Annotated in this window: 22 protein-coding genes and 1 tRNA gene; 8 read left to right on the top strand and 15 right to left on the bottom strand. The window is 67.3% G+C overall.

What is annotated here, in order from left to right:
* Positions 1 to 10: 10 nt before the first annotated feature.
* From VAR608DRAFT_RS17660 to VAR608DRAFT_RS17640, 5 genes are all read right to left on the bottom strand, one after another.
* On the bottom strand, positions 11 to 2,257 hold the full coding sequence (locus VAR608DRAFT_RS17660; RefSeq protein ID WP_443082954.1) for a methyl-accepting chemotaxis protein: 2,247 nt from the start codon (positions 2,255 to 2,257) through the stop codon (positions 11 to 13).
* A 130-nt stretch (positions 2,258 to 2,387) separates the two neighbouring features.
* Entirely contained in the window at positions 2,388 to 2,921 is a 534-nt protein-coding gene (locus tag VAR608DRAFT_RS17655) for a chemotaxis protein CheW (protein ID WP_088955236.1), read from the bottom strand.
* Between the two features lie 22 nt (positions 2,922 to 2,943).
* Entirely contained in the window at positions 2,944 to 3,309 is a 366-nt protein-coding gene (locus VAR608DRAFT_RS17650) for a response regulator transcription factor (protein ID WP_088955235.1), read from the bottom strand.
* Positions 3,310 to 3,312: 3 nt separating this feature from the next.
* Positions 3,313 to 3,705 (bottom strand): response regulator, encoded by a 393-nt coding sequence (locus VAR608DRAFT_RS17645; protein WP_088955234.1) that lies wholly within the window; start codon positions 3,703 to 3,705, stop codon positions 3,313 to 3,315.
* Positions 3,706 to 3,787: 82 nt separating this feature from the next.
* Positions 3,788 to 3,958, bottom strand: a complete 171-nt coding sequence (locus VAR608DRAFT_RS17640) for a rubredoxin (protein WP_088955233.1) — start codon at positions 3,956 to 3,958, stop codon at positions 3,788 to 3,790.
* Between the two features lie 111 nt (positions 3,959 to 4,069).
* Here VAR608DRAFT_RS17640 and thiD point away from each other — a divergent pair, with 111 nt between their 5' ends.
* Together thiD and hemL are read left to right on the top strand one after the other, a co-directional pair.
* Positions 4,070 to 5,026 carry a bifunctional hydroxymethylpyrimidine kinase/phosphomethylpyrimidine kinase gene (gene thiD / locus VAR608DRAFT_RS17635; RefSeq protein ID WP_088955232.1) on the top strand — a complete coding sequence of 319 codons (957 nt, stop codon included), beginning with the start codon at positions 4,070 to 4,072 and terminating at the stop codon, positions 5,024 to 5,026.
* Between the two features lie 34 nt (positions 5,027 to 5,060).
* On the top strand, positions 5,061 to 6,347 hold the full coding sequence (gene hemL, locus VAR608DRAFT_RS17630) for a glutamate-1-semialdehyde 2,1-aminomutase (protein WP_088955231.1): 1,287 nt from the start codon (positions 5,061 to 5,063) through the stop codon (positions 6,345 to 6,347).
* Between the two features lie 32 nt (positions 6,348 to 6,379).
* Here the strand turns inward: hemL and purH are convergent, their stop codons facing one another.
* Genes purH through dusB form a run of 3 tightly spaced genes read right to left on the bottom strand, consistent with a single transcriptional unit; the run spans position 6,380 to position 9,285 of the window.
* Positions 6,380 to 7,951 carry a bifunctional phosphoribosylaminoimidazolecarboxamide formyltransferase/IMP cyclohydrolase gene (gene purH / locus VAR608DRAFT_RS17625; RefSeq protein WP_088955230.1) on the bottom strand — a complete coding sequence of 524 codons (1,572 nt, stop codon included), beginning with the start codon at positions 7,949 to 7,951 and terminating at the stop codon, positions 6,380 to 6,382.
* A 6-nt stretch (positions 7,952 to 7,957) separates the two neighbouring features.
* Complete coding sequence (locus VAR608DRAFT_RS17620; RefSeq protein WP_068683508.1) at positions 7,958 to 8,194, bottom strand: Fis family transcriptional regulator; 237 nt, start codon at positions 8,192 to 8,194, stop codon at positions 7,958 to 7,960.
* A 32-nt stretch (positions 8,195 to 8,226) separates the two neighbouring features.
* Positions 8,227 to 9,285: a tRNA dihydrouridine synthase DusB gene (dusB, locus tag VAR608DRAFT_RS17615; protein WP_088955229.1), complete on the bottom strand. Its 1,059-nt coding sequence runs from the start codon at positions 9,283 to 9,285 to the stop codon at positions 8,227 to 8,229.
* Positions 9,286 to 9,467: 182 nt separating this feature from the next.
* Here dusB and VAR608DRAFT_RS17610 point away from each other — a divergent pair, with 182 nt between their 5' ends.
* Complete coding sequence (locus tag VAR608DRAFT_RS17610; RefSeq protein ID WP_088955228.1) at positions 9,468 to 9,938, top strand: YqaA family protein; 471 nt, start codon at positions 9,468 to 9,470, stop codon at positions 9,936 to 9,938.
* A 12-nt stretch (positions 9,939 to 9,950) separates the two neighbouring features.
* On the opposite strand, the gene VAR608DRAFT_RS17605 is transcribed toward VAR608DRAFT_RS17610, so the two are convergent.
* The 3 genes from VAR608DRAFT_RS17605 to VAR608DRAFT_RS17595 form a co-directional block, all read right to left on the bottom strand.
* On the bottom strand, positions 9,951 to 10,625 hold the full coding sequence (locus tag VAR608DRAFT_RS17605; protein WP_088955227.1) for a glutathione S-transferase: 675 nt from the start codon (positions 10,623 to 10,625) through the stop codon (positions 9,951 to 9,953).
* A 30-nt stretch (positions 10,626 to 10,655) separates the two neighbouring features.
* The gene (ychF, locus tag VAR608DRAFT_RS17600; protein ID WP_088955226.1) at positions 10,656 to 11,747 is read right to left on the bottom strand and encodes a redox-regulated ATPase YchF; all 1,092 of its coding nucleotides are present in this window, start codon (positions 11,745 to 11,747) and stop codon (positions 10,656 to 10,658) included.
* Between the two features lie 68 nt (positions 11,748 to 11,815).
* Positions 11,816 to 12,697 (bottom strand): MOSC domain-containing protein, encoded by an 882-nt coding sequence (locus VAR608DRAFT_RS17595; protein ID WP_443082942.1) that lies wholly within the window; start codon positions 12,695 to 12,697, stop codon positions 11,816 to 11,818.
* Positions 12,698 to 12,776: 79 nt separating this feature from the next.
* On the opposite strand from VAR608DRAFT_RS17595, the gene VAR608DRAFT_RS17590 reads away from it, so the two are divergent.
* Genes VAR608DRAFT_RS17590 through VAR608DRAFT_RS17575 form a run of 4 tightly spaced genes read left to right on the top strand, consistent with a single transcriptional unit; the run spans position 12,777 to position 17,282 of the window.
* Positions 12,777 to 13,919 (top strand): FAD-dependent monooxygenase, encoded by a 1,143-nt coding sequence (locus tag VAR608DRAFT_RS17590; RefSeq protein ID WP_088955224.1) that lies wholly within the window; start codon positions 12,777 to 12,779, stop codon positions 13,917 to 13,919.
* A 17-nt stretch (positions 13,920 to 13,936) separates the two neighbouring features.
* A complete protein-coding gene (locus tag VAR608DRAFT_RS17585; protein ID WP_088955223.1) occupies positions 13,937 to 14,659 on the top strand; it encodes a DsbC family protein in 723 nt (240 codons plus the stop codon).
* Positions 14,659 to 16,452 carry a M61 family metallopeptidase gene (locus tag VAR608DRAFT_RS17580; RefSeq protein WP_088955222.1) on the top strand — a complete coding sequence of 598 codons (1,794 nt, stop codon included), beginning with the start codon at positions 14,659 to 14,661 and terminating at the stop codon, positions 16,450 to 16,452. The genes VAR608DRAFT_RS17585 and VAR608DRAFT_RS17580 overlap by 1 nt, the downstream gene beginning before the upstream one ends.
* A 50-nt stretch (positions 16,453 to 16,502) precedes the next feature.
* Positions 16,503 to 17,282 (top strand): enoyl-CoA hydratase, encoded by a 780-nt coding sequence (locus tag VAR608DRAFT_RS17575; protein ID WP_088955221.1) that lies wholly within the window; start codon positions 16,503 to 16,505, stop codon positions 17,280 to 17,282.
* 10 nt (positions 17,283 to 17,292) lie between these two features.
* Here the strand turns inward: VAR608DRAFT_RS17575 and VAR608DRAFT_RS37620 are convergent, their stop codons facing one another.
* The gene (locus VAR608DRAFT_RS37620) at positions 17,293 to 19,050 is read right to left on the bottom strand and encodes a sigma-70 family RNA polymerase sigma factor (RefSeq protein WP_088955220.1); all 1,758 of its coding nucleotides are present in this window, start codon (positions 19,048 to 19,050) and stop codon (positions 17,293 to 17,295) included.
* A gap of 126 nt (positions 19,051 to 19,176) precedes the next feature.
* Between VAR608DRAFT_RS37620 and VAR608DRAFT_RS17565 the strand changes: the two genes are divergently transcribed.
* A tRNA-Met gene (locus tag VAR608DRAFT_RS17565) sits at positions 19,177 to 19,253 on the top strand.
* A gap of 95 nt (positions 19,254 to 19,348) precedes the next feature.
* Here VAR608DRAFT_RS17565 and VAR608DRAFT_RS17560 read toward each other — a convergent pair.
* The 3 genes from VAR608DRAFT_RS17560 to VAR608DRAFT_RS17550 all read right to left on the bottom strand — a co-directional run bounded on the left by VAR608DRAFT_RS17560 (position 19,349) and on the right by VAR608DRAFT_RS17550 (position 22,254).
* Positions 19,349 to 19,996, bottom strand: coding sequence for a dioxygenase family protein (locus VAR608DRAFT_RS17560; protein ID WP_443082941.1), 648 nt, complete (start codon positions 19,994 to 19,996; stop codon positions 19,349 to 19,351).
* Between the two features lie 94 nt (positions 19,997 to 20,090).
* A complete protein-coding gene (locus tag VAR608DRAFT_RS17555; RefSeq protein WP_088955219.1) occupies positions 20,091 to 21,260 on the bottom strand; it encodes a glycosyltransferase in 1,170 nt (389 codons plus the stop codon).
* A 115-nt stretch (positions 21,261 to 21,375) separates the two neighbouring features.
* Positions 21,376 to 22,254 (bottom strand): UDP-2,3-diacylglucosamine diphosphatase, encoded by an 879-nt coding sequence (locus VAR608DRAFT_RS17550; protein WP_088955218.1) that lies wholly within the window; start codon positions 22,252 to 22,254, stop codon positions 21,376 to 21,378.
* Positions 22,255 to 22,269: the final 15 nt, after the last annotated feature.

Below are 22,269 nucleotides of genomic sequence, written 5' to 3'. Positions count from 1 at the left end.
CGCTCGGCGTTCAGGAAATCTTGAAACGAGCCACCGACTGACGCAGCTCCTCGGCCATGTGCGAGAGCTCGCGCACCTGCTGGGCCGTGGTGCGCGTGCCTTCGCCGGTCTGCTCGGTCACGGCGAAGATGTGCTGGATGTTGGCGGCCACCACGTTGGCGGAATCCGCTTCGCGGGATGCCGAGAGCGAGATCTGCTCGATCAGGTCCGCCAGACGGCGCGACACGCGGTCGATCTCGGAGAGCGCCGTACCGGCGTTGTCGGACAGCTTCGCGCCCTCGACCACACCCTGCGTGGAACGCTCCATGGCGCCCACCGCATCCTGCGTGTCGGTCTGAATCGCCTTCACCAGCGCCGAGATCTGGCGCGTCGCGTCCGCGGAGCGTTCGGCCAGTCGCTGGACTTCTTCCGCCACCACCGAGAAGCCGCGGCCGGCCTCGCCGGCGGATGCGGCCTGGATGGCGGCGTTGAGCGCCAGCACGTTCGTCTGTTCGGTAATATCCGAGATCAGCTCGGTGATTTCACCGATCTCCTGCGACGATTCGCCCAGGCGCTTGATCCGCTTGGAGGTTTCCTGGATCTGGTCGCGGATGGCGTTCATGCCGCCAATGGCGTTCTGCACCGCCTGCAGGCCCGACGAAGCGGCCTGCAGCGACTGGCGCGCCACCGTTGCCGATTCCTGCGCCTGCGAGGACACACCGTTGATCCGCTCGGCCATCGTGAGCACCGACTGGCCGGTTTCGCGGATCTCGCGAAGCTGTTCGGTCGATGCGGCGAGCAGTTCGGTCGAGGTGTTTTCCACCTGCGACGTGGTGTGGGCCACGCGGGTCGCCGTGTTCTGCACGTTGCCCACCAGGAGGCGCAGTTCTTCCACCGTGTAGTTCACCGAGTCGGCGATGGCGCCGGTGATGTCCTCGGTCACGGTCGCCTCCTGCGTCAGATCGCCTTCGGCGACGGTCTGCAGTTCGTTCATGAGTCGCAAGATCGCGGCCTGGTTGGCGGCGTTGACGCGCGCAGCGTCTTCACTGGCGCGCTCGGCTTCGACACGCTCGCGCTCGGCGGATGCGGCACGCTCGCGCCCTTCGCGGACCTGCACGAAGCCGATCGCGCCGGCCAGCGCCAGCGCGGCCAGCGACAGCACGAACAGCATCACGACGGTGCCGGCGCCCAGGCCGGTGCGGGCCGAGAGCTTTTCCTGCAGGTCGCCGAGCGCGTTCCGCAGGGGTTCGCTGTCGGCCAGGATCGCGGCCTGCGCTTCGCGCGCGGCGACCAGGCCCTGCAGGTTGCCCAGGATGGCGCTGGCCTGCGTGCGGGTCTGCTCGTAGGTCTTGAGGATGGCGTCGAGTTGCTGGCGGGTCTGCGCGTCACGCGTGCCGGGCAGGCGCTGCTGGCTGCTGCCGTCGAGCAGGCCGCGCGTGATTTCCTGGAACGAGTTCAGGTCCTTGCCGAGCAGGAACACCGCGTCCGGGCTAACGCCTTCGACCGTCAGGAATTCGTTGGCCGACTTGCCGATGCGCTGGGTCAGCATCACGAGCTGGCCGGCCGCGGAGATCTCGGGCAGGGTCGCGTTCTGCTGCATCTTGAGCGAGGCGACGGTCTCGGTCATTTCGAGCAGGTCGGACGACTGGCGATTGATGTCGCGCAGCGCGTTGCCCACCTGCGTGAGGATCTTCTGCTGGGCCAGGACCGCCTTGGCGCTCTTGTCCGCGCGCTCGACCAGCGGCGTGATCTTGCCGAGTTCGATGTCGTACTGGGTGCCGACGCGCTCCAGCTTGAGCGCATCGTCACCGCTCGCCAGGCCCTGCACGCGGCGGCTCAGGTCGTCCGAGCTTTCCTTGACTTCGGTGAAGGCGCTCACATTGCCGACCAGCGCCTGCGAAACCGATTTGGCAAGACGCTGCGACTGCATCAGCGACTGGCCGGTGGCAGCCACCTGCTGGGCAAGACGCTCGGCGCGAAGAATGGCGGAACCGGCGACCAGCATCAGCAACAGCACCACGCCGGCCAGCGCGAGCGCAAGGATCCGCTGCTGCCGGGCCGGGCTGGAGCGTTGCGAGCGCCTGGAACGCGACCTTGCCGAGCTGGACGACGCGGCCGGAATCGCGTCCTCGATCTGGGGCGCCTGATCCGTGGGGCCAGACACGCCATCGCCCGACGTGGACGCATCGGCGGACTGCGCCGCCGATGCCTTCGCGGCATCGCGCGGCACCGCCACGGTGGGCTCGTCCGCGTTCTGCACGGTTTCGATGTTGTCCATCGACAGCGTGGCGGCGCTGTCGGCGCCCACGCGGACGTTGCCGCCGCTCACGGGCATGAACTTCTTGAACTTGTCGGCGATCGAGCTCACGGTGAGTCCTTCAGGTTGGGGTCGGTGCAGGGCGGAGCGCTCAGGCGCCGATGCTCAAAAAACGGGGTTGCTGGGAAAGCGCCTGGAGATTGACCTCCTGCCAACGCCCCCCGGTGGAATCGGTGTATGTGTGGCCGAGCCAGGCCGGCGCATCGGCGTCCGGGGCCTCGGAGGCAACGAAGGCGTCCACGCCCCGCAAGCCGACCAGCCGGTCGATCCGCAAGGCGCAGTTGACTTCGAGCATCTCGTTGAGCGCGACCAGGCGGGACTGTGCATGCGCCGCCTCGCTGGTCGCCGGCGCAGCCTGTGCACCGGTCAGGAAGCCGGCGAGCTCGACGACGCCGTACAGGCCGCCGCGAAGATTGGCCACACCGAGGAACCACGGCTCGGTGTAGGGCACATGCTGCGGCGGGACCCAGGGAAAGATTTCGCCCGCGTGCCCGAGCGGGAACAGGTAGTTGGCATCGCCGGCCTCGACCGCGAGCCACGATGCGGAAACACCCGACGTGCGCGCAGCCTGCAAGCGGCCGGCAAGCCGGGACTGGAATGCACGGAGGGCATCTCGATTGGCCATGAGAATCGAAAGCTAGCGGGAATCAGGCCAGCGCACTGATCTTGGCCATCAACTCTGCCGGATTCACCGGCTTGACGATGTAGTCCTTCGCCCCCTGACGCATGCCCCACACGCGGTCGGTTTCCTGGTTCTTGCTGGTGCACAGGATGATCGGCACCGTTGCGTACTGGGGATGGCGAGCGATCGCGCGGGTGAGCTGGAAGCCGTTCTGGCCGGGCATCACGACATCCATCAGGATCAGGTCGGGCTGCTCTTCCTCGAGGCGGCGCATGGCGTCGTCCGCGTTCTCCGCGGTCTTCACCGAAAAGCCGTTCTTCTGGAGGAGCTCGGAGAGAAAAACCAGCTCGGTCTTCGAGTCGTCGACCACGAGCACTTTGCGAATGGGCATTTACTACGCTTCCTGAAGGGTGCCGAACTGCTGCACGGCGTTGAGCAATTGGTCTTTGGTGAAGGGTTTGGTGAGGTAGTCCTGCGAACCGACCATGCGGCCGCGGGCCTTGTCGAACACACCGTCCTTGGACGAGAGCATCACGACGGGAACATTGGAGAAGTGCGAATTGCGCTTGATGATGGCGCAAGTCTGATAGCCGTCCAGGCGCGGCATCAGGATGTCGCAAAAAATGAGGTGGGGCTTGTGGTCGTTGACCTTGGACAGGGCATCGAAGCCGTCTTCGGCGAGGAGAACTTCATGCCCGCCCTGCTTGAGGAAGATCTCGGCGCTGCGCCGAATGGTGTTGCTGTCGTCGATGACAAGCACCTTGTAGCCGGATCCATTCGCGCTCATATGCACCGCTCCTTGTGACGCTTTGGGATGGGACCGCTGTGCCCCCCCGGGGAGCACAGGAAGCGCGGCCCTATGCCATGCTTCAGATCTCAACCATCTCGAAATCTTCCTTGCGTGCCCCGCATTCCGGGCAGGTCCAGTTCATCGGAACATCTGCCCACGCCGTCCCGGGCGCAATACCATCTTCCGGTACTCCGACCGACTCGTCGTAGATCCACCCGCAAATCAGGCACATCCAGGTTTTCGTATTCATCGCAGCTTAAAGTCCCTGTACATCAAATGCAACGATCGTATCCAAACGTATCAATAAATCTCGTGACAAGCGTCTCAGATATGCCACCATGCCGGTGAGCCCTGATTGGGTATGAAAACTTCCCTACTACCAACAGAGCACGATCACAAAGTGAGCGATCTTACCGACCCCCAGAACGACGAAGACACCGCGGAAGGTGGCCCGAATCCGCCCTGCGTGCTCGTCTTCAATGCAAACGATCCGAGCGGCGCGGGCGGCTTGGCCGCGGACGCGGTGGCAATGGCCTCCGTGGGGGCCCACATGCTACCCGTCGTCACGGGCGCCTACGCGCGTGACACGGCCGAAATCTTCGACTTCTTTGCGTTCGACGAGGAAGCGGTGTCGGAGCAGGCGCGCTCGATCCTCGAGGACGTGGAGGTGCAGCTCATCAAGATCGGCTTCGTCGGCTCGCCCGAGAGCCTGAGCAACGTGGCCGAGGCCGCGACCGACTATCCCGAAGTCCCGGTCGTGGCCTACATGCCCAACCTGTCGTGGTGGGACGAGACCCAGATCGACGCCTACCTCGACGCCTTCCGCGACCTCGTGCTGCCGCAGACCACGGTGCTGGTCGGCAATCACAGCACGCTGTGGCGATGGCTTCTGCCCGACTGGGGCGGCGAGCGCCCGCCCAGCGCGCGCGACATCGCCAAGGCGGCCGGCGAATTCGGCGTGCCCTACACGCTGGTCACCGGGATCGTCCTGCCCGAGCAGTACATCGACAACGTGCTGGCGTCGCCGCAATCGGTGCTCGCCAGCGAGAAGTACGAACGCCTCGATGCGGTTTTCGCCGGCGCCGGCGACACGCTGTCCGCCGCGCTCGCCGCGCTGCTCGCGAGCGGCACCGATCTCGCGGCCGCCGCGACCGAGGCCTTGAGCTACATGGACCGCTGCCTGGACGCCGGCTTCCGGCCGGGCATGGGCCACGTGCTGCCGGACAGGCTCTTCTGGGCCCAGCCCGAAGAGGAAGACAACGGCGATGCGGGTTCGCCGCCGGATTTCGCGCTCCCGCCGCACGACACCCGGCACTGAGTTTCCGGGCGGCCATATGAAAGATACTCGGCCGATGCCACACACTGATCAGAACGAAGTCCTTTTCGAGCGCGCCCGCGCTGTCATCCCCGGGGGCGTCAACTCGCCGGTGCGCGCCTTCCGGGCCGTCGGCGGCACGCCGCGATTCGTGAAGCGCGCGCAGGGCGCGTACTTCTGGGACGCGACGGACAAGCGCTACATCGACTACATCGGTTCCTGGGGCCCGATGATCCTGGGCCACGGGCACCCCGCGGTGGTCGAGGCGGTGCAGCGTGCCGTCACCGAGGGTTTTTCGTTCGGTGCGCCGACCGAGCGCGAGATCGAGCTCGCGGAAGCGATCCTCGCGCTCGTGCCTTCGATGGAAATGGTGCGCCTCGTCAGCTCGGGCACCGAAGCGGCGATGAGCGCGCTGCGCCTCGCGCGCGGCGCGACCGGCCGCAAGTACATCATCAAGTTCGAGGGCTGCTACCACGGCCATGCCGATGCATTGCTGGTCAAGGCGGGCTCGGGCCTCGCGACCTTCGGCAACCCGACCTCCGCCGGCGTGCCGCCCGAGGTGGTGCAGCACACGCTGGTGCTCGAATACAACAACATCGCCCAGCTCGAGGAAGCCTTCGCGCTGCATGGCCATGAAATCGCAGGCCTCATGATCGAGGCCATCGCAGGCAACATGAATTTCGTGCGCGCGAGCGGCGAATTTGCCAAGCGCTGCCGCGAGCTCTGCACGCAGAACGGCGCGCTGCTCATCTTCGACGAGGTCATGACCGGCTTTCGCGTCGGCGCGCGCGGCGCGCAGGGCGTGCTGGGCATCACGCCCGATCTCACGGTGCTCGGCAAGGTGATCGGCGGCGGCATGCCGCTCGCGGCATTCGGCGGGCCGCGCGCGATCATGGAGCAGCTCGCGCCCCTCGGGCCGGTCTACCAGGCCGGCACGCTGTCAGGCAACCCGGTGGCGACCGCCTGCGGACTCGCCACGCTCAAGGAAGTGGCCAGGCCCGGATTCTTCGAGGCGCTCTCGAAGAAGACGCGCGCGCTGGTCGACGGCCTCCAAGCGGCAGCGGCTGCCCAAGGCGTGCCCTTCAGCGCGGACTGCGAAGGCGGCATGTTCGGCTTCTTCCTGCTCGATGCGCTGCCGCAGAACTACACCGCCGTCATGAAGAGCGACGGCAGCAAATTCAACACCCTCTTCCACGGCCTGCTGGACCGCGGCGTCTACATCGCGCCCGCGCTGTACGAGGCCGGCTTCGTCAGCGCGGCCCACAGCGACGAAGACATCGCCGCGACCATCGAAGCGGCACGCCAGATCTTCGCGAGCTTCTGATCACCGTCCGGCCTGGCCTTCGCCGCGCCGGCTCAGTGTCTGAAATGGCGCACGCCCGAGAACACCATCACGACGCCGCGCTCATCCGCGGCATCGATGACTTCCTGGTCGCGCATCGAGCCGCCCGGCTGGATCACCGAGGTCGCACCCGCATCGACCACGACGTCCAGCCCGTCGCGGAACGGGAAGAACGCATCGCTCGCCACTGCCGTACCCGACAGCGTGAGATTCGCGTGCTGCGCCTTGATGCTCGCGATGCGCGCTGAGTCGAGTCGGCTCATCTGGCCGGCGCCGACGCCCATCGTCATGCCGTCGGCGCAGAACACGATCGCGTTGCTCTTGACGTACTTGGCAACCTTCCACGCGAACAGCAGGTCCTGGAGCTGCTGCGGCGTCGGCTGCTTCTTGCTCACGACCTTGAGCTCGCCCGCCGACAGCTCGCGGTTGTCGGCGGTCTGCATCAGGAGACCCGAGCCGATGCGCTTGACGTCGACCGCATTGCGGCCGTTCTCCCAATCGGTCTTGCCGCCCGGCGGCAGCGCGATCTCGAGGATGCGCACGTTGACCTTGCTCTTGAACACTTCGAGCGCTTCGGGCGCATAGCCCGGCGCCATCAGCACTTCGACGAACTGCTTGCTCACCGCTTCGGCGGCGGCGCGGTCCAGCGGACGGTTGAAGGCGATGATGCCGCCGAAGGCCGAGGTCGGATCGGTCTTGAAGGCCTTGCCGTAGGCCTCCAGCGCATCCTTGCCCACGGCGACGCCGCAGGGGTTGGCATGCTTCACGATCACGCAGGCCGGGGCATCGAAGCTCTTCACGCATTCCCACGCCGCATCGGCGTCGGCGATGTTGTTGTAGCTCAGCTCCTTGCCCTGCAACTGCTTCGCCGTGACCAGCGAGCCCGGCGCCGGATACAGGTCGCGGTAGAAGGCGGCCTGCTGGTGCGGGTTCTCGCCATAGCGCAGGTCCTGCAGCTTGACGAAGCGGCCATTGCTCTGCGCCGGGAACAGCGCATGCGTGCCGTCTTCCTGAAGCGCCGAGAGGTAGTCGCTGATCGCGCCGTCGTACTGGCTGATGCGGTTGAACGCCGCGACCGAGAAGGCGAACTTGGTCTTGTCGCTGAGCTTGCCGCCGGCCTTCAGTTCGGCGAGGGCCACCGGGTACTGCGAGGCGTCGGTCAGAACGCCGACATCCTTCCAGTTCTTGGCTGCGCTGCGCACCATCGCGGGGCCGCCGATGTCGATGTTCTCGATCGCGTCTTCCAGCGTGCAGCCGGGCTTGGCCACCGTGGCTTCGAACGGATAGAGATTGACCACCAGCAAGTCGATGGTGTCGATGCCGTGTTCCTTCAGCGCGGCCATGTGCGCCGGCAGGTCGCGGCGGGCCAGCAGGCCGCCGTGCACCTTGGGGTGCAGCGTCTTCACGCGGCCGTCGAGCATTTCGGGGAAGCCCGTGACTTCGGCCACCTCGGTCACCGGCAGGCCGGCGTCGGCCAGGAGCTTGGCCGTTCCGCCGGTCGAAAGGAGCTTGATCCCCAGCGCATGCAGCGCCTGGGCAAATTCGAGGATACCGGTCTTGTCGGAAACGGAAATCAGTGCATTCATCGGGAGTTACTTCAGCAGTTTGTGTTCGACCAGCTTCTTGCGCAGCGTGTTGCGGTTGAGGCCGAGCCATTGCGCGGCCTTGGATTGGTTGCCTTCGGCCCGCGTCATGACGACATCGAGCAAAGGCTTTTCGACGACGCGAACCAGCATGTCGTACATGCCGTCGGGCTCGGTGCCTCGGAGGTCACGGAAATAACTGTCCAGGCTGCTGCGTACGCAGTCTTCGATGTGTTTCTTGCTCATGGCTTTCTCTTCTTCTCCTTGTTCTGCTCTTCTTACGCCAGTGCATCGACCATCTGCTCGTCCACCGGATCGAGCGAGCCCTCGGCTGCGGCAGGAATGCGATCCATCTGCCCGGCAAGCAGGTCGAAGAACGCCGCGACCGCACGCCATTGCGCATCGCAATCCTCGATCGCATTCATCGCGAAGCGGAACGCCTCGCCACCGGGAAGCGCGCGCACATACCAGCCGATGTGCTTGCGCGCCGTTCGCACGCCGCTGTATTCGCCGTAGAGGGCGTAGTGCTCCTTCAGGTGATCGAGCATGAGACGACGCACTTCGGCCACCAGCGGCGGGGCCAGATGCGTACCCGTGTCGAGGAAATGCGCGATCTCGCGGAAGATCCACGGCCGGCCCTGCGCGGCACGGCCGACCATGATGGCGTCCGCGCCGGTCGATGCCAGAACGTCGCGTGCTTTCTCTGGTGAAGTGATGTCGCCGTTGGCGACAACCGGAATCCGGACCGCGGCCTTGACCGCCGCGATCGTGTCGTATTCGGCATGGCCCTTGTAGCCCTGCTCGCGCGTGCGTCCGTGCACGGTCAGCATTTGCACGCCGGCGGCCTCGAAGCGTCGCGCCAGCGTGACGGCATTGCGATGGTCTTCGCTCCAGCCGGTGCGCATCTTGAGCGTGACCGGAACGTTGTGCGGCGCAGCGGACCTGACCACCGCCTCCACGATCTCCAGCGCCAGCGGCTCGTCGCGCATCAACGCGGAGCCGGCCCATTTGTTGCAGACCTTCTTGGCCGGGCAGCCCATGTTGATGTCGATGATCTGCGCGCCGCGATCGATGTTGTATTGCGTGGCCTCGGACATCATGTCCGCATCGGTGCCGGCGATCTGCACCGAAATGGGGCCGGGCTCGCCATCGTGATTGGCGCGTCGCGAGGTCTTGAGGCTGTTCCACAGCTCCTTGCGCGAAGTGACCATCTCGCTCACTGCATAGCCCGCACCGAGTTCGCGGCACAACATGCGAAACGGCCGGTCCGTGACACCCGCCATGGGTGCGACGAACAGGCGGTTTTCCAGCGCGATGTTGCCGATGTGCAAGGTCATGAAGAGGAGAGTGGCGCGCGCCGGGCCTGCTGAAAAATGAGGCACGATTGTAGCGGGGCGGGCATGCCCCGGCTGCAACGATTTGCACTCTTTGCGCATCCTGATGGCAAGTCAGCGACAGTCGGTATCCATACTTGCACCTACACGCCATCGCGCGGGCGCCTTTCTATACTCCGGCGCTCATGCAAGCCTGGCTCGACTCACTTCTCGCGCTTCTCGCCCTGCCACACTACGGCCTGAGCACGCTCTTCATCGCCGCATTCGTGTCGGCAACGCTGATCCCCGTGGGCTCGGAGCCGGCGCTGTTCGGACTGCTCAAGCTCAATCCCGAACTGTTCTGGCCGGCGATCTTCGTCGCCACCGCGGGCAACACGCTGGGTGGCGCCGTCACCTGGTGGATGGGCTGGGGCGCCCACAAGGTCGCGGACAAGTACGCCCATTCGAAGACGCATCTGCGCGCCCTCGCGTGGCTCGAACGCCTCGGGCCCAAGGCATGCCTCCTGGCCTGGTTGCCGGTCGTCGGCGATCCGCTGTGCGCAGTGGCCGGGTGGCTGAAACTTCCCTTCTGGCCCTGCGTGGCCTACATGGCGATCGGCAAGTTCCTGCGCTACGTCACGATGACGGTGGCGCTGCTCTATATCTGGCCGAACTGAAGCCGTGCCCGTTCAGGCCAAAAGGCCATAAGGCCCGCCGCGCTCCAGTGCACGCCGATAGGCGGGCCGTGCGTGGATGCGTTCGAGATAGGCCATCAACTTCGGCCGCGACGCATCGAGCCCGCCGCGCGCCGCGGCGGCTTCGACCGGAAAGCTCATCTGGATGTCGGCGCCGGTGAACGCATCGCCCGCGAACCACAGGCTCTTGCCCAGCTCCGCTTCCATGAAGTCCAGGTGGGCCCGGATGTTGGGCATGACGAAGCTGGACTTGGCCTTCTGCGCGATCGACTTCGCGATGGGCTTCGCGAAGAAGGGCATGCGCGCCTTCTCGATCCGGTCGAACACCAGCTTGAGCAGCAGCGGCGACATCGCCGAGCCTTCGGCGAAGTGCAGCCAGTAGCGATAGCGGACCGCCTCCGGCGTGCCGGCCGGCGGAATGAGGCGGCCCTGCCCGTAGCGCTCGATCAATGTCTCGACGATCGCGCCCGACTCGGCCAGCGTGATCCCGTCATCGGTCGTCACCACCGGCGACTTGCCCAGCGGATGCACCGCGCGCAACGAGGTCGGCGCGAGCATCGTCTTCGGGTCGCGCTGATAGCGCACGATCTCGTAGGGCACGCCCAGCTCTTCGAGGAGCCAGAGCACACGCTGGGAACGGGAGTTGTCGAGGTGGTGGACGGTGATCATCGATGCGCTTTCCCGAAGCAGGAATCGTGCTCAGGAGCTGAAAAGGAAGTTCATCACGTCGCCATCCTTGACGACATAGTCCTTGCCTTCGGCGCGCATCTTGCCCGCATCCTTCGCGCCCTGCTCGCCCTTGTAGGCGATGAAGTCATTGAAGCTGATGGTCTGGGCGCGGATGTAGCCCTTCTCGAAATCGGTGTGGATCACGCCGGCCGCCTGCGGGCCGGTGTCGCCGATGTGGATGGTCCAGGCGCGCACTTCCTTCACGCCGGCGGTGAAGTAGGTCTGCAGGCCCAGCAGCGAGTAAGCGGCGCGGATCAGGCGATTCAGGCCCGGCTCTTCCTGGCCGATCTCGGCGAGGAACATCTGGCGGTCCTCGTCGTCCATGTCCGCCAGTTCGGCTTCGATCTTGGCGCAGATGGCCACCACGGGCGCGTTCTGCGCCGCGGCGTATTCGCGCAGGCGGTCGAGGAAGGGGTTGTTCTCGAAGCCGTCCTCGGCCACGTTGCCGACGAACATCGCGGGCTTGGCGGTGATGAGCGAGAACTGCTTGATCAGCGGCCGGTCTTCCTTGCTGAATTCGACCGAGCGCACGGGCTTGCTGTCGTTGAGCGCGGCCTGGCACTTCTCGAGCAGGCCGACGAGCTTGATCGCCTCCTTGTCGCCCGAGCGCGCCGTCTTGGTGTGGCGCGCGAGCGCCTTCTCGACCGTCGAGAGGTCGGCGAGGCACAGCTCGGTCTGGATGACCTCGATGTCGGAGATCGGATCGACCTTGCCGGCCACGTGCACCACGTTGTCGTCCTCGAAGCAGCGCACCACGTTCACGATCGCGTCGGTTTCGCGGATGTGCGCGAGGAACTGGTTGCCGAGGCCCTCGCCCTGGCTCGCGCCGGCCACGAGGCCCGCGATGTCGACGAATTCGACGATCGCCGGAACGGTGCGCTCGGGCTTGACGATCTCGGCCAGCTGATCGAGCCGCGGATCCGGCACCTCGACCACGCCGACGTTCGGCTCGATCGTGCAGAAGGGATAGTTCTCGGCGGCGATGCCCGCCTTGGTCAATGCATTGAAGAGGGTGGACTTGCCGACGTTGGGCAGGCCGACGATGCCGCACTGGAGGCTCATGGCGGGTGCTTTCAGAAATCTTGGGGGGAACCGGCGATTTTAGGCGCCCGGCCCCCGGGGCGTCCGCGTCACTCGAAGCGCAGGTTGGCGCCCACGCGCTGGCCGACCCGCAAAGCATGATCCACGCCCGTGAGCACGATCGCATTCATCCCGAAAGTGATCGCGCCATCGACGCGCGGATCGGCACGGTAGGTGCGGAGCAGGTCGCCGACTTCGGGACTGCTCGTGCCGGTCGCGGGATCGATGTCGGGGATCGGGCAGCGCGCGCAGGGCTTGACCGGCTTCAGGCTGGCCTCGCCCTCCTCGGTCGCGATGTGAAGCGTATCGACGCGGTCTTCGTCATGCGCCTCGATGCCGGCGAGAACCACATTGGGGCGGAAGCGCTCGATGCCCACCGCCTCGTGGCCCGCCGCCGCGAGGCGCGCATTGAGCTCGGCGATCGATCCCTCGCTGGCGACGAGCACCGGAAAGCCATCCGCGAACTGGTTGGGCGCCTCCACGCCGGCGGTCCATTTGAGGCTCGACAGCCGCCGCACCTCGGGATCGAAGCGCACCATGCGCAGCTTCCTGGGCTTGCCCGGCTCTGAAAGAAAGTCGCTGAACCACTGCGCCGCCAGGTCGCCCATGTCGTAGGCCGCCACCTCGTCCTGCCACACGCGCACGCGCGTCGGCGCCTCGACGCGGTCGAAGGCGATGTGCAGGGCCAGCATGCCGGGCGCCCGGAGCACCATTTCGGCATGCTTGAGCTGCGGGCGGATGAGCGCCATGCGCGGCAACTCGCGCTGGGAGACGAACTCGCCCGCCTCGTCGACCACCATCCATGCGCGGTCGAATTCGAGGCCGGTCTCGATGAGCAGCGCTTCCGGCACCTCGACGCCGGCGCACGATTTGACGGGGTAGACGAAAAGCCGGGCGATCGTGGCCTCGAGGTCGAATTCGGAGGTTTTCACGGCAACGCGCATCCAAATATGAGAAGCGGCGATTCTCCCGCATGCCGCCGCGCCGGGAGCTCGCTCCTACAATGCCAGGATGGCTCTCCCCCCCGAGGTTTGCATTCGCGGCGCCGGCATCGTCGGACGCACCCTGGCCCTGCTGCTGGCACGCGAGCGCGTGCGCGTCGCGCTCGTGGCGCCGGACACCCAACCCGCCGCGGAGGACGTACGCGCCTACGCGCTCAATGCCGCCTCCAAGCAGCTACTCGAGTCGCTGCGCGCCTGGCCCGACATCGCCTACGCGACGCCGGTGCGCGAGATGCTGATCTACGGCGACGAAGGCGGCCGCGTCCAGTTCAGCGCCGCCCGCCAGAAGGTCGAGGCGCTGGCGTGGATCGTCGATGTTCCGGCGCTCGAGAGGCAACTGAGCGACGCGGTGCGCTTCCAGCCGCGCATCGAGCTGGTGAGCGCGCCGGTCGCGGCGCCGCTGACCGTCATCTGCGAAGGGCGCCTCTCCGCCACCCGCGAAACGCTCGGCGTCGGCCATGAAGTCACGCGCTATCCCCAGCATGCGATCGCGGCGCGGCTCGAAGCCGAGCGTCCGCACGATGGCACCGCGCGGCAGTGGTTCAACGACAAGGGCGAGGTGCTGGCGCTGCTGCCGCTCGCCGATGCGAACCGGCCCGCCGATGCCCATGCGCTGGACCGTTCGCTCGCGCTGGTCTGGTCGGTCGACCAGCATCGCGCGCCGGAACTGCTGGCGCAGAGTGCCGAGGTGTTCTGCGCCAGCCTGCGCGACGCCACGCACGACGCGCTCGGCGCGCTCAGGCTGACCAGCGAGCGCGCGGCCTGGCCGCTGCAGCGCGCCATTGCCGAGCGCTGGACCGGCCGCTTCGACAACGGCGCCGCGTGGGCGCTGGCCGGCGACGCCGCCCACTCGGTGCATCCGCTCGCGGGCCAGGGATTGAACCTGGGCCTCGGCGACGCGGCGGCACTGGCGGAGATCATCAAGTCGCGCGACTACTGGCGCAGCGTCGGCGACCCGCGGCTGCTGCGCCGCTACGAGCGCACCCGCCGCACCGGCGTGCTGTCGATGAGCCTCGCCACCGACGGGCTTCAGCAACTCTTCGCGCACAGCGCCGATCCTCTGCCGGCGTTGCGCAACTGGGGCATGCGCGGTTTCGACCGCACACGGCTCGTCAAGAACTGGATCGCGCGGCAGGCCATGGGCCTGCACTGAATGCCGGGAACACCATCATGAAGAAACTCGCACGCCCCCTTCTCGCCTCGCTGCTTGCACTCACGCTGGGCCATGCCCTGACCGCTTCGGCCGGCGAAGCCGAGATCCGCAAGAACCTGGCCGCGCGCATCCCGCAGTTCGCCAAGATCGACGAGATCACGAAGTCGCCGGTGCCGGGCCTGTATGAAGTGCGTATCAACGGCTTCGAGATCTTCTACACCGACGAGCAGGGCAACTACCTGCTGCAGGGCAACCTGATCGACGTCAAGGCGCGGCGCAACCTCACCGAGGAACGCATCGAGAAGCTCAGCGAAGTGGCCTTCGACAAGCTGCCCTTCAAGGACGCCATCAAGATCGTGCGCGGCAACGGCAAGCGGCAGCTCGCGGTGTTCGCCGATCCGAACTGCGGCTATTGCAAGCAGTTCGAGCGCGACATGACGAAGGTCGACAACGTGACCATCCAGCTCTTCCTCTATCCGGTGCTGGGCCCCGATTCGGTGGTCAAGGCGCGCAACATCTGGTGCGCCAAGGACAAGGCCAAGGCCTGGAACGACTGGATGCAGCGCGGCGTGGTGCCGGAGACCGGGGAGTGCGACACGGCCGCGCTGACGCGCAATCGCGAGTTCGGCCAGAAATACAACGTCACCGGCACGCCGACGCTGTTCTTCAGCGACGGCACGCGCGCGCCGGGCGCCATTCCCGCGGCACAGGTCGAGAAACAACTCGCCGCGCTCAATTGATGGCCGCGCCGGCCGTCCATTACCGCGTCGAGTGCGCGGATCGCAAGGCGCACCTCTTCGGCGTCTCGCTCGTCGTCGATGAACCCGCGGCCATCCAGCGGGTCACGTTGCCGATCTGGATCCCGGGCAGCTACCTGGTGCGCGAGTTCTCGAAGAATCTGCAGAACCTGCGCGCGACCCAGGGCCGCCGCAAGCTCGCCGTCCGGCAGCTCGACAAGTGCACCTGGGAAATCGAGTGCTTGCCGGGCAAGCCGCTGGCGCTTCGCTACGAGGTGTGCGCCTACGACAACTCGGTGCGCACGGCATGGCTCGACGAGGAGCGCGGCTTCTTCAACGGCACCAGCCTCTGCCTGCGGGTCGAAGGCCTGGCCGATGCGCCGCATCACATCGAGATCGTCGCGCCCGCCGAGCCGAAGGAAGGCCCGCGCTGGTCCTGCGCCACCGCGCTCGAGGCGGCGCACGCCGACCGCCACGGCTTCGGCAAGTACGTGGCCTCCGGCTACGACGAACTGGCCGACAGCCCCGTCGAGATGGGCGCCTTCTGGAGCGGCGAATTCGAAGCCTGCGGCGTGCCGCATCGCTTCGTCGTCGCGGGTGCGACGGCGTCCTTCGACGGCGACCGGCTTTTGTCCGACACGCGCGCCATCTGCGAGGCGCAGATGCGTTTCTGGCACGGCGACAAGGTCGGCAAGCGCCATGGACCCAAGCCGCCGCACGACCGGTACGTCTTCATGCTCAATGCGGTGGACGACGGCTACGGAGGCCTCGAGCATCGCCATTCGACCGCGCTCATCTGCACGCGCCGCGACCTGCCGCAAGAGGGCGCGCGCAAGCAGCCGGACGGCTACACGACGCTGCTCGGCCTGATCAGCCACGAGTACTTCCACACCTGGAACGTGAAGCGCCTGCGGCCGGCCGAATTCGCACGCTACGACTACAGCCGGGAGAACTACACGCAGCTTCTCTGGCTGTTCGAAGGCTTCACGAGCTACTACGACGACCTGCTGCTGCGCCGCGCGGGGCTCGTCGACGACGCGAACTACCTCAAGCTGCTCAACAAGACGATCAACCAGGTGCTGCAGACACCGGGCCGGCTCGTGCAGTCGGTGGCCGAGGCCAGCTTCGACGCCTGGGTCAAGTACTACCGGCAGGACGAGCAGACGCCCAACACCACGGTGAGCTACTACACCAAGGGCGCGCTGGTCGCGCTGTGCCTCGACCTCACGCTGCGCGCCGAAGGCAAGGGCACGCTCGACGAGGCCATGCGCGGGCTGTGGAACCGCAGCGAAGGCGGTCCGGTCGACGAGGCCGATTTCGCCGCCGCGCTCGAAGCGGCAGGCGGCCGCTCGTTCTCGAAGGAGATCGCGCGCTGGGTGCATTCGACGGACGAGTTGCCGCTGGCCGACCTGCTGCGCGCCCACGGCGTCGCCACGCTCGACGATCCGGCGCAGCGCGCGCAGGAGCTGGGCCTTCGCGTGGCCGAATCGAACGGCGCCGTGCAGATCAAGGCGGTCCTTCGCGGCGGCGCGGGCGAGCAGGCCGGCTTCTCGGCCAACGACGAATGGATCGGCATCGAACTGCCGGCCGCCAGGAGCCGCCCCGCGCAGGGCTGGCGGATTGCGCGGCTCGACGATCTGGCGCTCTATCTCGGCCCGCTGAAGAAATTCACCGCGCTGGTTGCGCGCGACCGGCGTCTGCTGCGGCTGCCGGTGGCCCTGCCGACCGGCGTGACGACGTGGCGCCTGTTCGCGCAGGATGCCGCGAAGCTGGCGCGGTGGCTCGCCCGGACCTAGCGCGGCGCCTCGCGCCCGATCATTCAGTTTCCAAGACCAAGGAGATACGCATGAGCTACGAAACCATCGAAGTACGGGTCGAAGCCGAGAAGGTCGGCATCATCACGCTCAACCGCCCGAAGGCGCTCAATGCGCTCAACGACCAGCTGATGACCGAGCTCGGCCAGGCGCTGAAGGCCTTCGACGCCGACGAGGCCATCGGCTGCATCATCGTCACCGGCAGCGAAAAGGCGTTTGCCGCCGGGGCCGACATCGCCGCCATGGCCAAGTACACCTTTCTCGATGCGTACAAGGGCGACTTCATCACCCGCAACTGGGAAACCATCCGCTCCATCCGCAAGCCGGTGATCGCCGCGGTCGCGGGCTTCGCGCTCGGCGGCGGCTGCGAGCTGGCGATGATGTGCGACTTCATCATCGCGGGCGACAACGCGAAGTTCGGCCAGCCCGAGATCAAGATCGGCGTCATCCCCGGCGCCGGCGGCACGCAGCGCCTGCCGCGCGCGGTCGGCAAGTCCAAGGCGATGGACATGGTCCTCACCGCCCGCATGATGGACGCCGCCGAAGCCGAGCGCGCCGGACTGGTGAGCCGCGTCGTGCCGCTGGACAAGCTGATGGAAGAAACGCTCGGCGCCGCGCTCGTGATCTCGGGCTTCTCGCAGCTGTCGGTGATGGCGGCCAAGGAATCGGTCAATCGGGCATTCGAAAGCGGCCTCGCGGACGGCGTGATGTTCGAGCGGCGCCTGTTCCACTCGCTGTTTGCGACCGCCGACCAGAAGGAAGGCATGGACGCCTTCCTGACCAAGCGGGCGCCGGACTTCAAGCACCAATAGGCAAGGCGGCTCAGGGGCTGCGCGACGGCTCGCCCGGCGCGGGCTGTGGCGCCTGCACCGCACGCCCGAGCGCGTCTCGCAGCGCGGAGAGCGCGCCGGCCGACGGCGTGCCCGTTGCCGCCGGCGTACGGCCCTCGCGCCAACGCACCTGCGGCCCCGAGACTTCGAAGACGGCCAGCACATCGGCGCCGCGCTCCAAGGTCACGCGCCACTCCGGCGTGCCCCTGAGCGGCTGGGGCCCCACCGCGGAAAGCGCGGCCGAGCCCATCAGCGCACTGATCTCGCGCGCATCGGCGCGCTGCAGGCTGCGGCTTTCGCCGCCACGCTTCGAGATCGTGATCTGGTTCCACCGCCCGAGCGCCTCGAAGCTCGGCGGCTCGGTCTCATCCGTGCGAACGGACGATGAAGCCGGGGGAGCCTGCGCTGTCGCAGGTCTGGCGGATGCCACTGCTTCGCGTGGCGGCGGCGGTGATGCAGCCGGCGGCAAGGACGGCACGGGCGGCTGCGGCGCCTTCTGGGCCTTCGGCGGCGGCGATGGCGCCTCTGCAGGCGGCGCGACCGCGGTCTTCCTGGTCGGCGGCGCGGGTGGTGTCGGGGCCGGGGCAGGCGCCGATTCCGGTTCCGGCTCCGGCGCGGGCAGCTCCGGCTTTGCAAAGAAGCTCGGCGGCAACAGCGGAATGGATGAGGGATCGCTCGGCGGCGGCCGGGATGCCGAGGGCGCCGGCATCGGCGTTGGCTCTTCGGTCGTGCGCGCGTTCGAGGCCACCGGCGTCTTGTCGTCGAGCGGCGGCGCGGGCGACGGAGCAGGCTCGCGCCGCCAGAGCATGATCGCCACGAAGGCGACCATCATCGCCGCGACGGCCACGGGCCAGCGCCGCTTCGACTTCTCGCGGCCTGCGCGCCCCTCGGCGAGGCGCTGCCACCAGGATTGCGCGGCGCGCTCCAGTTCGGCCTCGGCGTCCTCGGGATCAGGCTCGCCGATCGCGGCGTGCGCGCTTCTCAGGATCTCCTTGCGCACCCGCCAGTCGGGCACCGCGCCCTGGTCCGGCGCGTGTTCCAGCGCCCGCCACAGGCGCGGGTCGTGCAGATCGCCCGTGCCGGCGTAGTCGGAGCTCATGCCTGACGCTGCCGCCGACAGGTAGCGCTCCATGCAGTCCTGCAATCTGTCGAGACCGATGCGCAGGCGGTCAGCGGCGGTTTCGGCATCGACGCCCAGTGTGCGGCCCACCACCTCGAGCGTGAAGCCTTCTTCGTGATGCAGCAGGAAGGCCGCGCGCTGCGCGTCGGACAGCTCGTCGAGGCAGGCCTGCAGCCGGCGTCCCGCTGCGCGCCAGAAGGCCAGTTCCTCCACCGAGGGATGCGCGTCAGCCGGGCCGCCGCGCAGCACACCGAGGCCGAAGAGGTGCGCGGCCTCGAGGCCATCGCCGTCCTCGTCGTGCGCGTAGAACGCCGCTTCCCGGCCGCTCAGACGGAGCTCTTCCGTGGCCAGCTCGTAGCCGATGGCGTAGGCCCAGACGCGCCAGTTGCTTTCCTCGGGCGCGAAGGTGTCGCGGGCCGAGACGATGCGTGCCCAGGTTGCCTGGAACAGCTCGCCGACCTCCGCGGCGAGACGCACGCCGAGTAGACGCCGCACGAAGCGGAAGATCCCGCTCTCGTGGCGCGCATACAGCACATCGAATGCGGACGCGTCGCCGCCGACGTAGGCCAGCATGAGCTGGTCGTCGGCCGTGGCATCGGGGCGATCTGGGGCGTCGGCGGTCGCGGACATCGGCGGATTTTTACCGCAGCTCGTGCGGCTGGCGATGCAGGCCGGTTTCCCGCGGTGAGGCCGGACGTTCAGAAAACTTTGGCGCGGCGCCGAAGTCCGCTTCCGAACGGTTATAATTGTGGGCTCGGCTCTTTAGCTCAGTCGGTTAGAGCGATGGAATCATAATCCACAGGTCCGCGGTTCGAGTCCGTGAAGAGCCACCAAAAAACGAAAAAAGCCCCGCAGGTCAATGACTTGCGGGGCTTTTCCTTTTGGCGAAATTGCCGGCCGAATACCGGCCGAATGCCGACCCGGGTGTTCAGGCCTCGACGATGATCGGGAAACGCGCCTGGAGGCCGTCCGGCCCGGGTGTGAACGGCACAGTCACCGCGGCACGGGCGCTCTCGTCGAGGCTGCGCCATATCCCGTCGCGCGCGTTGCCGGGATCGCCCGCCACGTAGAGCTGCGTCGTGAGGAGCTCGCGCCGGTCGAGCTTCACTTTCACGTGGATGTGCGCCGTGCGGCCGCTGTACGGAACAGGCCGGATCGTATGGAAGCGGTAGCGGCCGTCGGCCCCGACCGTCACGCGGCCGAAACCCTGGAACGCCGCATCCGCCCGATTGCCGTCGCCCGGATGGTGATAGTGCCCCGCTTCGTCGCACTGCCAGATCTCGACCTGCGCGCCAGCGACCGGCCGTCCTGCGATGTCGGTCACGGTGCCTTCGACCCAGGCCGGGTGCCCGGTCGCGTAAGGCGGGCGGTCCCCGTTGCGCAGCAGGTCGTAGTCCGAGTCCTTCGGGATCTCGACGGGGTAGAACGGGCCTTCGGTCTGTGCCGGCGTCAGCATCCGCCGCGTCGGCGGTGTCTGGGCCCGCGCGCCGAGCCACAGGGCCGGCATGCCGATCAGTGCGGCCGCCACTGCGCGGCGCTGCAAGCGGAAACGGGGAGGTGGGTTGGTTGGGCGCATGGCCATCGGATCGACGCGCCCGCGGGCAAGTTCCGGCGCCGAGGCTGGCGCGGCACGCCGCGGCGGCGGCCGTCGCAAAGATCGACTCTATAGCCTACGAATCGATCGGAGCCACGGTCGAGCCCGACACCGGCCGCTCGGCGCGCGACAGGATCCCTTCGAGCATGACGGGCAGTTCGAACACCGCCCGGTTCTGCACCTTGCGCGTCGCCGCCTGGTAGCGATCCAGATGCCGGATGAGCTCGGCGGCCGCCTCGTCCACCCGGGCAAAGCTGCGGCACACCAGGCCCAGGCCGTGCTCCCGGATCCACTGGGTGTTGTAGCGCTCCTGAGGCAGCGTCCAGCGGTTGCGGACCACGATCACCGGCAGGCCCATGTGGACCGCCTCGCTCAGGCTGCCGGGACCGGGCTTGCCGATGAAGAAATCGGCCAGCGCCATGTAGCGGGGGACGTCGGGCGTGAAGCCCAGCACCAGCCGCGGCGCGCGCGCAGGCAGCTCGCGCAGGGCGTCGGCGAGCTTCGCGTTGTGGCCGCAGGCCAGGATGAGCTGCGTATCGGGCAGGCTGCGCGCGATGCCGAGCATCGCCTTCGAGCCCTGACCGCCGAAGAGCACGATGCCGGTCGGCCGATCCGGGTCGAGCCCCAGGCGCGCGCGCTCCGCCTTGCGGTCGACCGAACGCTCGTCGTAGAAGGACGCGCGGATGATCATTCCGGAGCTGGCGTGGACCCGCTGCGGTGCATGGCCGGCGGCGAGCGCCTGCGCCACCGCCTTGGCCGAGCCGCAGACCAGGTCCTGGTCCAGGCCTTCCTCGATCCAGAAATTCGGCGGATGGTCGGCGAGGTCGGTCAGGACCGTCACATAGGGCACGCCCGGCAAGGTCGACGACAGCGCCTCGCAGAGCGCGCGGTTGAAGTTCGGGATCAGGGACACGACCATGTCCGGCTCGGTGGCCAGCCAGTGCTGCTGCAACTGCCGCACCAGCGTGGCGTGGCACCAGCGGATCATTCCCTGCAGCAGCTTGAGTTCCTGTGCGAGGCCGAGCGTCCATCCGCGCGCCAAGCGCTTGTTGTAGACATCCTCCGGGTCCATGCCGGTCAGGCGGCGGAAGCCGTCCTTGGGGTCGAGCACTTCGCGCAGGTTGACCAGCCGCACCGTCCACGGCAGACCGGCGCGCTGGATCGCCGATTCGAGCGCCAGCGCGGAGGCGCGGTGGCCGCCGCCGGCGTTGAAGTAGACGAGGTCGACGGTACGCCCAGCCCTCATTGCCCAACCTCCGCGCAGCAGCGCTGCGGTATTCGTCTTGGGGCGGCCCGGCGACTCACTGGACTACCCTCGCGCAGCAGCGCTTCGGGATTCGCATTCGGAACGGCCGGGCGGCTCATGCGTGCACCGGCTCCCGCCGCGAGGACGCACGCCCGGCCTGCGTCGCCACCGGCATGTGATCGGCCCAGTGCAGGATCTCCAGCCTTCCGTCCGCATGCTCGGCGAGCGCGGTCAGGCTCTCGACCCAGTCGCCATCGTTGGCGTACAGGATGCCGTCGATGTCGCGCAGTTCGGCGTGATGGATGTGGCCGCACACCACGCCGTGCACGCCGCGCCGGCGTGCTTCGCGGGCCACCGCGTTCTCGAAATCGCCGACATAGCTGACGGCGCGCTTGACCTTCAGCTTGAGGTACTTGGACAGCGACCAGTACGGCAAGCCCATCCGCGCCCGCATCGAATTGAGGTGGCGGTTGAGCTTGAGGGTGAATTCGTAGAGCGAGTCGCCGACATGCGCCAGCCACTTGGCGCACTGGATCACGCCGTCGAACAGGTCGCCGTGCATGATCCAGAGCTTGCGGCCGTCGGCGGTCTCGTGGATCCACTCATCGGCGACGTCGATGCCGCCGAAGTTGTGGTTGAGGTACTTGCGCGCGAACTCGTCGTGGTTGCCCGGGATGAAGATCACCCGCGAGCCCTTGCGCGCCTTGCGAAGCAGCTTCTGGATCACGTCGTTGTGCGCCTGCGGCCAGTACCAATGGCGCTTGAGCTGCCAGCCGTCGATGATGTCGCCGACCAGGAACAGCGTCTCGCACTCGGTGTGCTTGAGGAAGTCGAGCAGCATCCGCGCCTGGCAGCCGGGCGTGCCCAGGTGCAGGTCCGAGATCCACAGGGCGCGAAAGCGCTGCACCGGCCGCGTGAAATCGGCCTCCTCCGCCTCCGGGATCTGCGGCACCCTTTCGCTCCATGCGCGAAGAAAAGCGTCATCTCTTTGCATGGCCCAGCACGTTCG

This window comes from Variovorax sp. HW608 (assembly GCF_900090195.1).
Classification (GTDB): Bacteria; Pseudomonadota; Gammaproteobacteria; order Burkholderiales; family Burkholderiaceae_C; genus Variovorax.
This window is presented reverse-complemented; position numbering and strand designations above follow the sequence as displayed.

Excerpts from the sequence above, each read along its gene's own strand:
- VAR608DRAFT_RS17660 (WP_443082954.1), bottom strand. The coding sequence starts at position 2,257 with ATGGACAACATCGAAACCGTGCAGAACGCGGACGAGCCCACCGTGGCG.
- VAR608DRAFT_RS17655 (WP_088955236.1), bottom strand. The coding sequence starts at position 2,921 with ATGGCCAATCGAGATGCCCTCCGTGCATTCCAGTCCCGGCTTGCCGGC.
- VAR608DRAFT_RS17650 (WP_088955235.1), bottom strand. The coding sequence starts at position 3,309 with ATGCCCATTCGCAAAGTGCTCGTGGTCGACGACTCGAAGACCGAGCTG.
- VAR608DRAFT_RS17645 (WP_088955234.1), bottom strand. The coding sequence starts at position 3,705 with ATGAGCGCGAATGGATCCGGCTACAAGGTGCTTGTCATCGACGACAGC.
- VAR608DRAFT_RS17640 (WP_088955233.1), bottom strand. The coding sequence starts at position 3,958 with ATGAATACGAAAACCTGGATGTGCCTGATTTGCGGGTGGATCTACGAC.
- thiD (WP_088955232.1), top strand. The coding sequence starts at position 4,070 with ATGAAAACTTCCCTACTACCAACAGAGCACGATCACAAAGTGAGCGAT.
- hemL (WP_088955231.1), top strand. The coding sequence starts at position 5,061 with ATGCCACACACTGATCAGAACGAAGTCCTTTTCGAGCGCGCCCGCGCT.
- purH (WP_088955230.1), bottom strand. The coding sequence starts at position 7,951 with ATGAATGCACTGATTTCCGTTTCCGACAAGACCGGTATCCTCGAATTT.
- VAR608DRAFT_RS17620 (WP_068683508.1), bottom strand. The coding sequence starts at position 8,194 with ATGAGCAAGAAACACATCGAAGACTGCGTACGCAGCAGCCTGGACAGT.
- dusB (WP_088955229.1), bottom strand. The coding sequence starts at position 9,285 with ATGACCTTGCACATCGGCAACATCGCGCTGGAAAACCGCCTGTTCGTC.
- VAR608DRAFT_RS17610 (WP_088955228.1), top strand. The coding sequence starts at position 9,468 with ATGCAAGCCTGGCTCGACTCACTTCTCGCGCTTCTCGCCCTGCCACAC.
- VAR608DRAFT_RS17605 (WP_088955227.1), bottom strand. The coding sequence starts at position 10,625 with ATGATCACCGTCCACCACCTCGACAACTCCCGTTCCCAGCGTGTGCTC.
- ychF (WP_088955226.1), bottom strand. The coding sequence starts at position 11,747 with ATGAGCCTCCAGTGCGGCATCGTCGGCCTGCCCAACGTCGGCAAGTCC.
- VAR608DRAFT_RS17590 (WP_088955224.1), top strand. The coding sequence starts at position 12,777 with ATGGCTCTCCCCCCCGAGGTTTGCATTCGCGGCGCCGGCATCGTCGGA.
- VAR608DRAFT_RS17585 (WP_088955223.1), top strand. The coding sequence starts at position 13,937 with ATGAAGAAACTCGCACGCCCCCTTCTCGCCTCGCTGCTTGCACTCACG.
- VAR608DRAFT_RS17580 (WP_088955222.1), top strand. The coding sequence starts at position 14,659 with ATGGCCGCGCCGGCCGTCCATTACCGCGTCGAGTGCGCGGATCGCAAG.
- VAR608DRAFT_RS17575 (WP_088955221.1), top strand. The coding sequence starts at position 16,503 with ATGAGCTACGAAACCATCGAAGTACGGGTCGAAGCCGAGAAGGTCGGC.
- VAR608DRAFT_RS37620 (WP_088955220.1), bottom strand. The coding sequence starts at position 19,050 with ATGTCCGCGACCGCCGACGCCCCAGATCGCCCCGATGCCACGGCCGAC.
- VAR608DRAFT_RS17560 (WP_443082941.1), bottom strand. The coding sequence starts at position 19,996 with ATGCGCCCAACCAACCCACCTCCCCGTTTCCGCTTGCAGCGCCGCGCA.
- VAR608DRAFT_RS17555 (WP_088955219.1), bottom strand. The coding sequence starts at position 21,260 with ATGAGGGCTGGGCGTACCGTCGACCTCGTCTACTTCAACGCCGGCGGC.
- VAR608DRAFT_RS17550 (WP_088955218.1), bottom strand. The coding sequence starts at position 22,254 with ATGCAAAGAGATGACGCTTTTCTTCGCGCATGGAGCGAAAGGGTGCCG.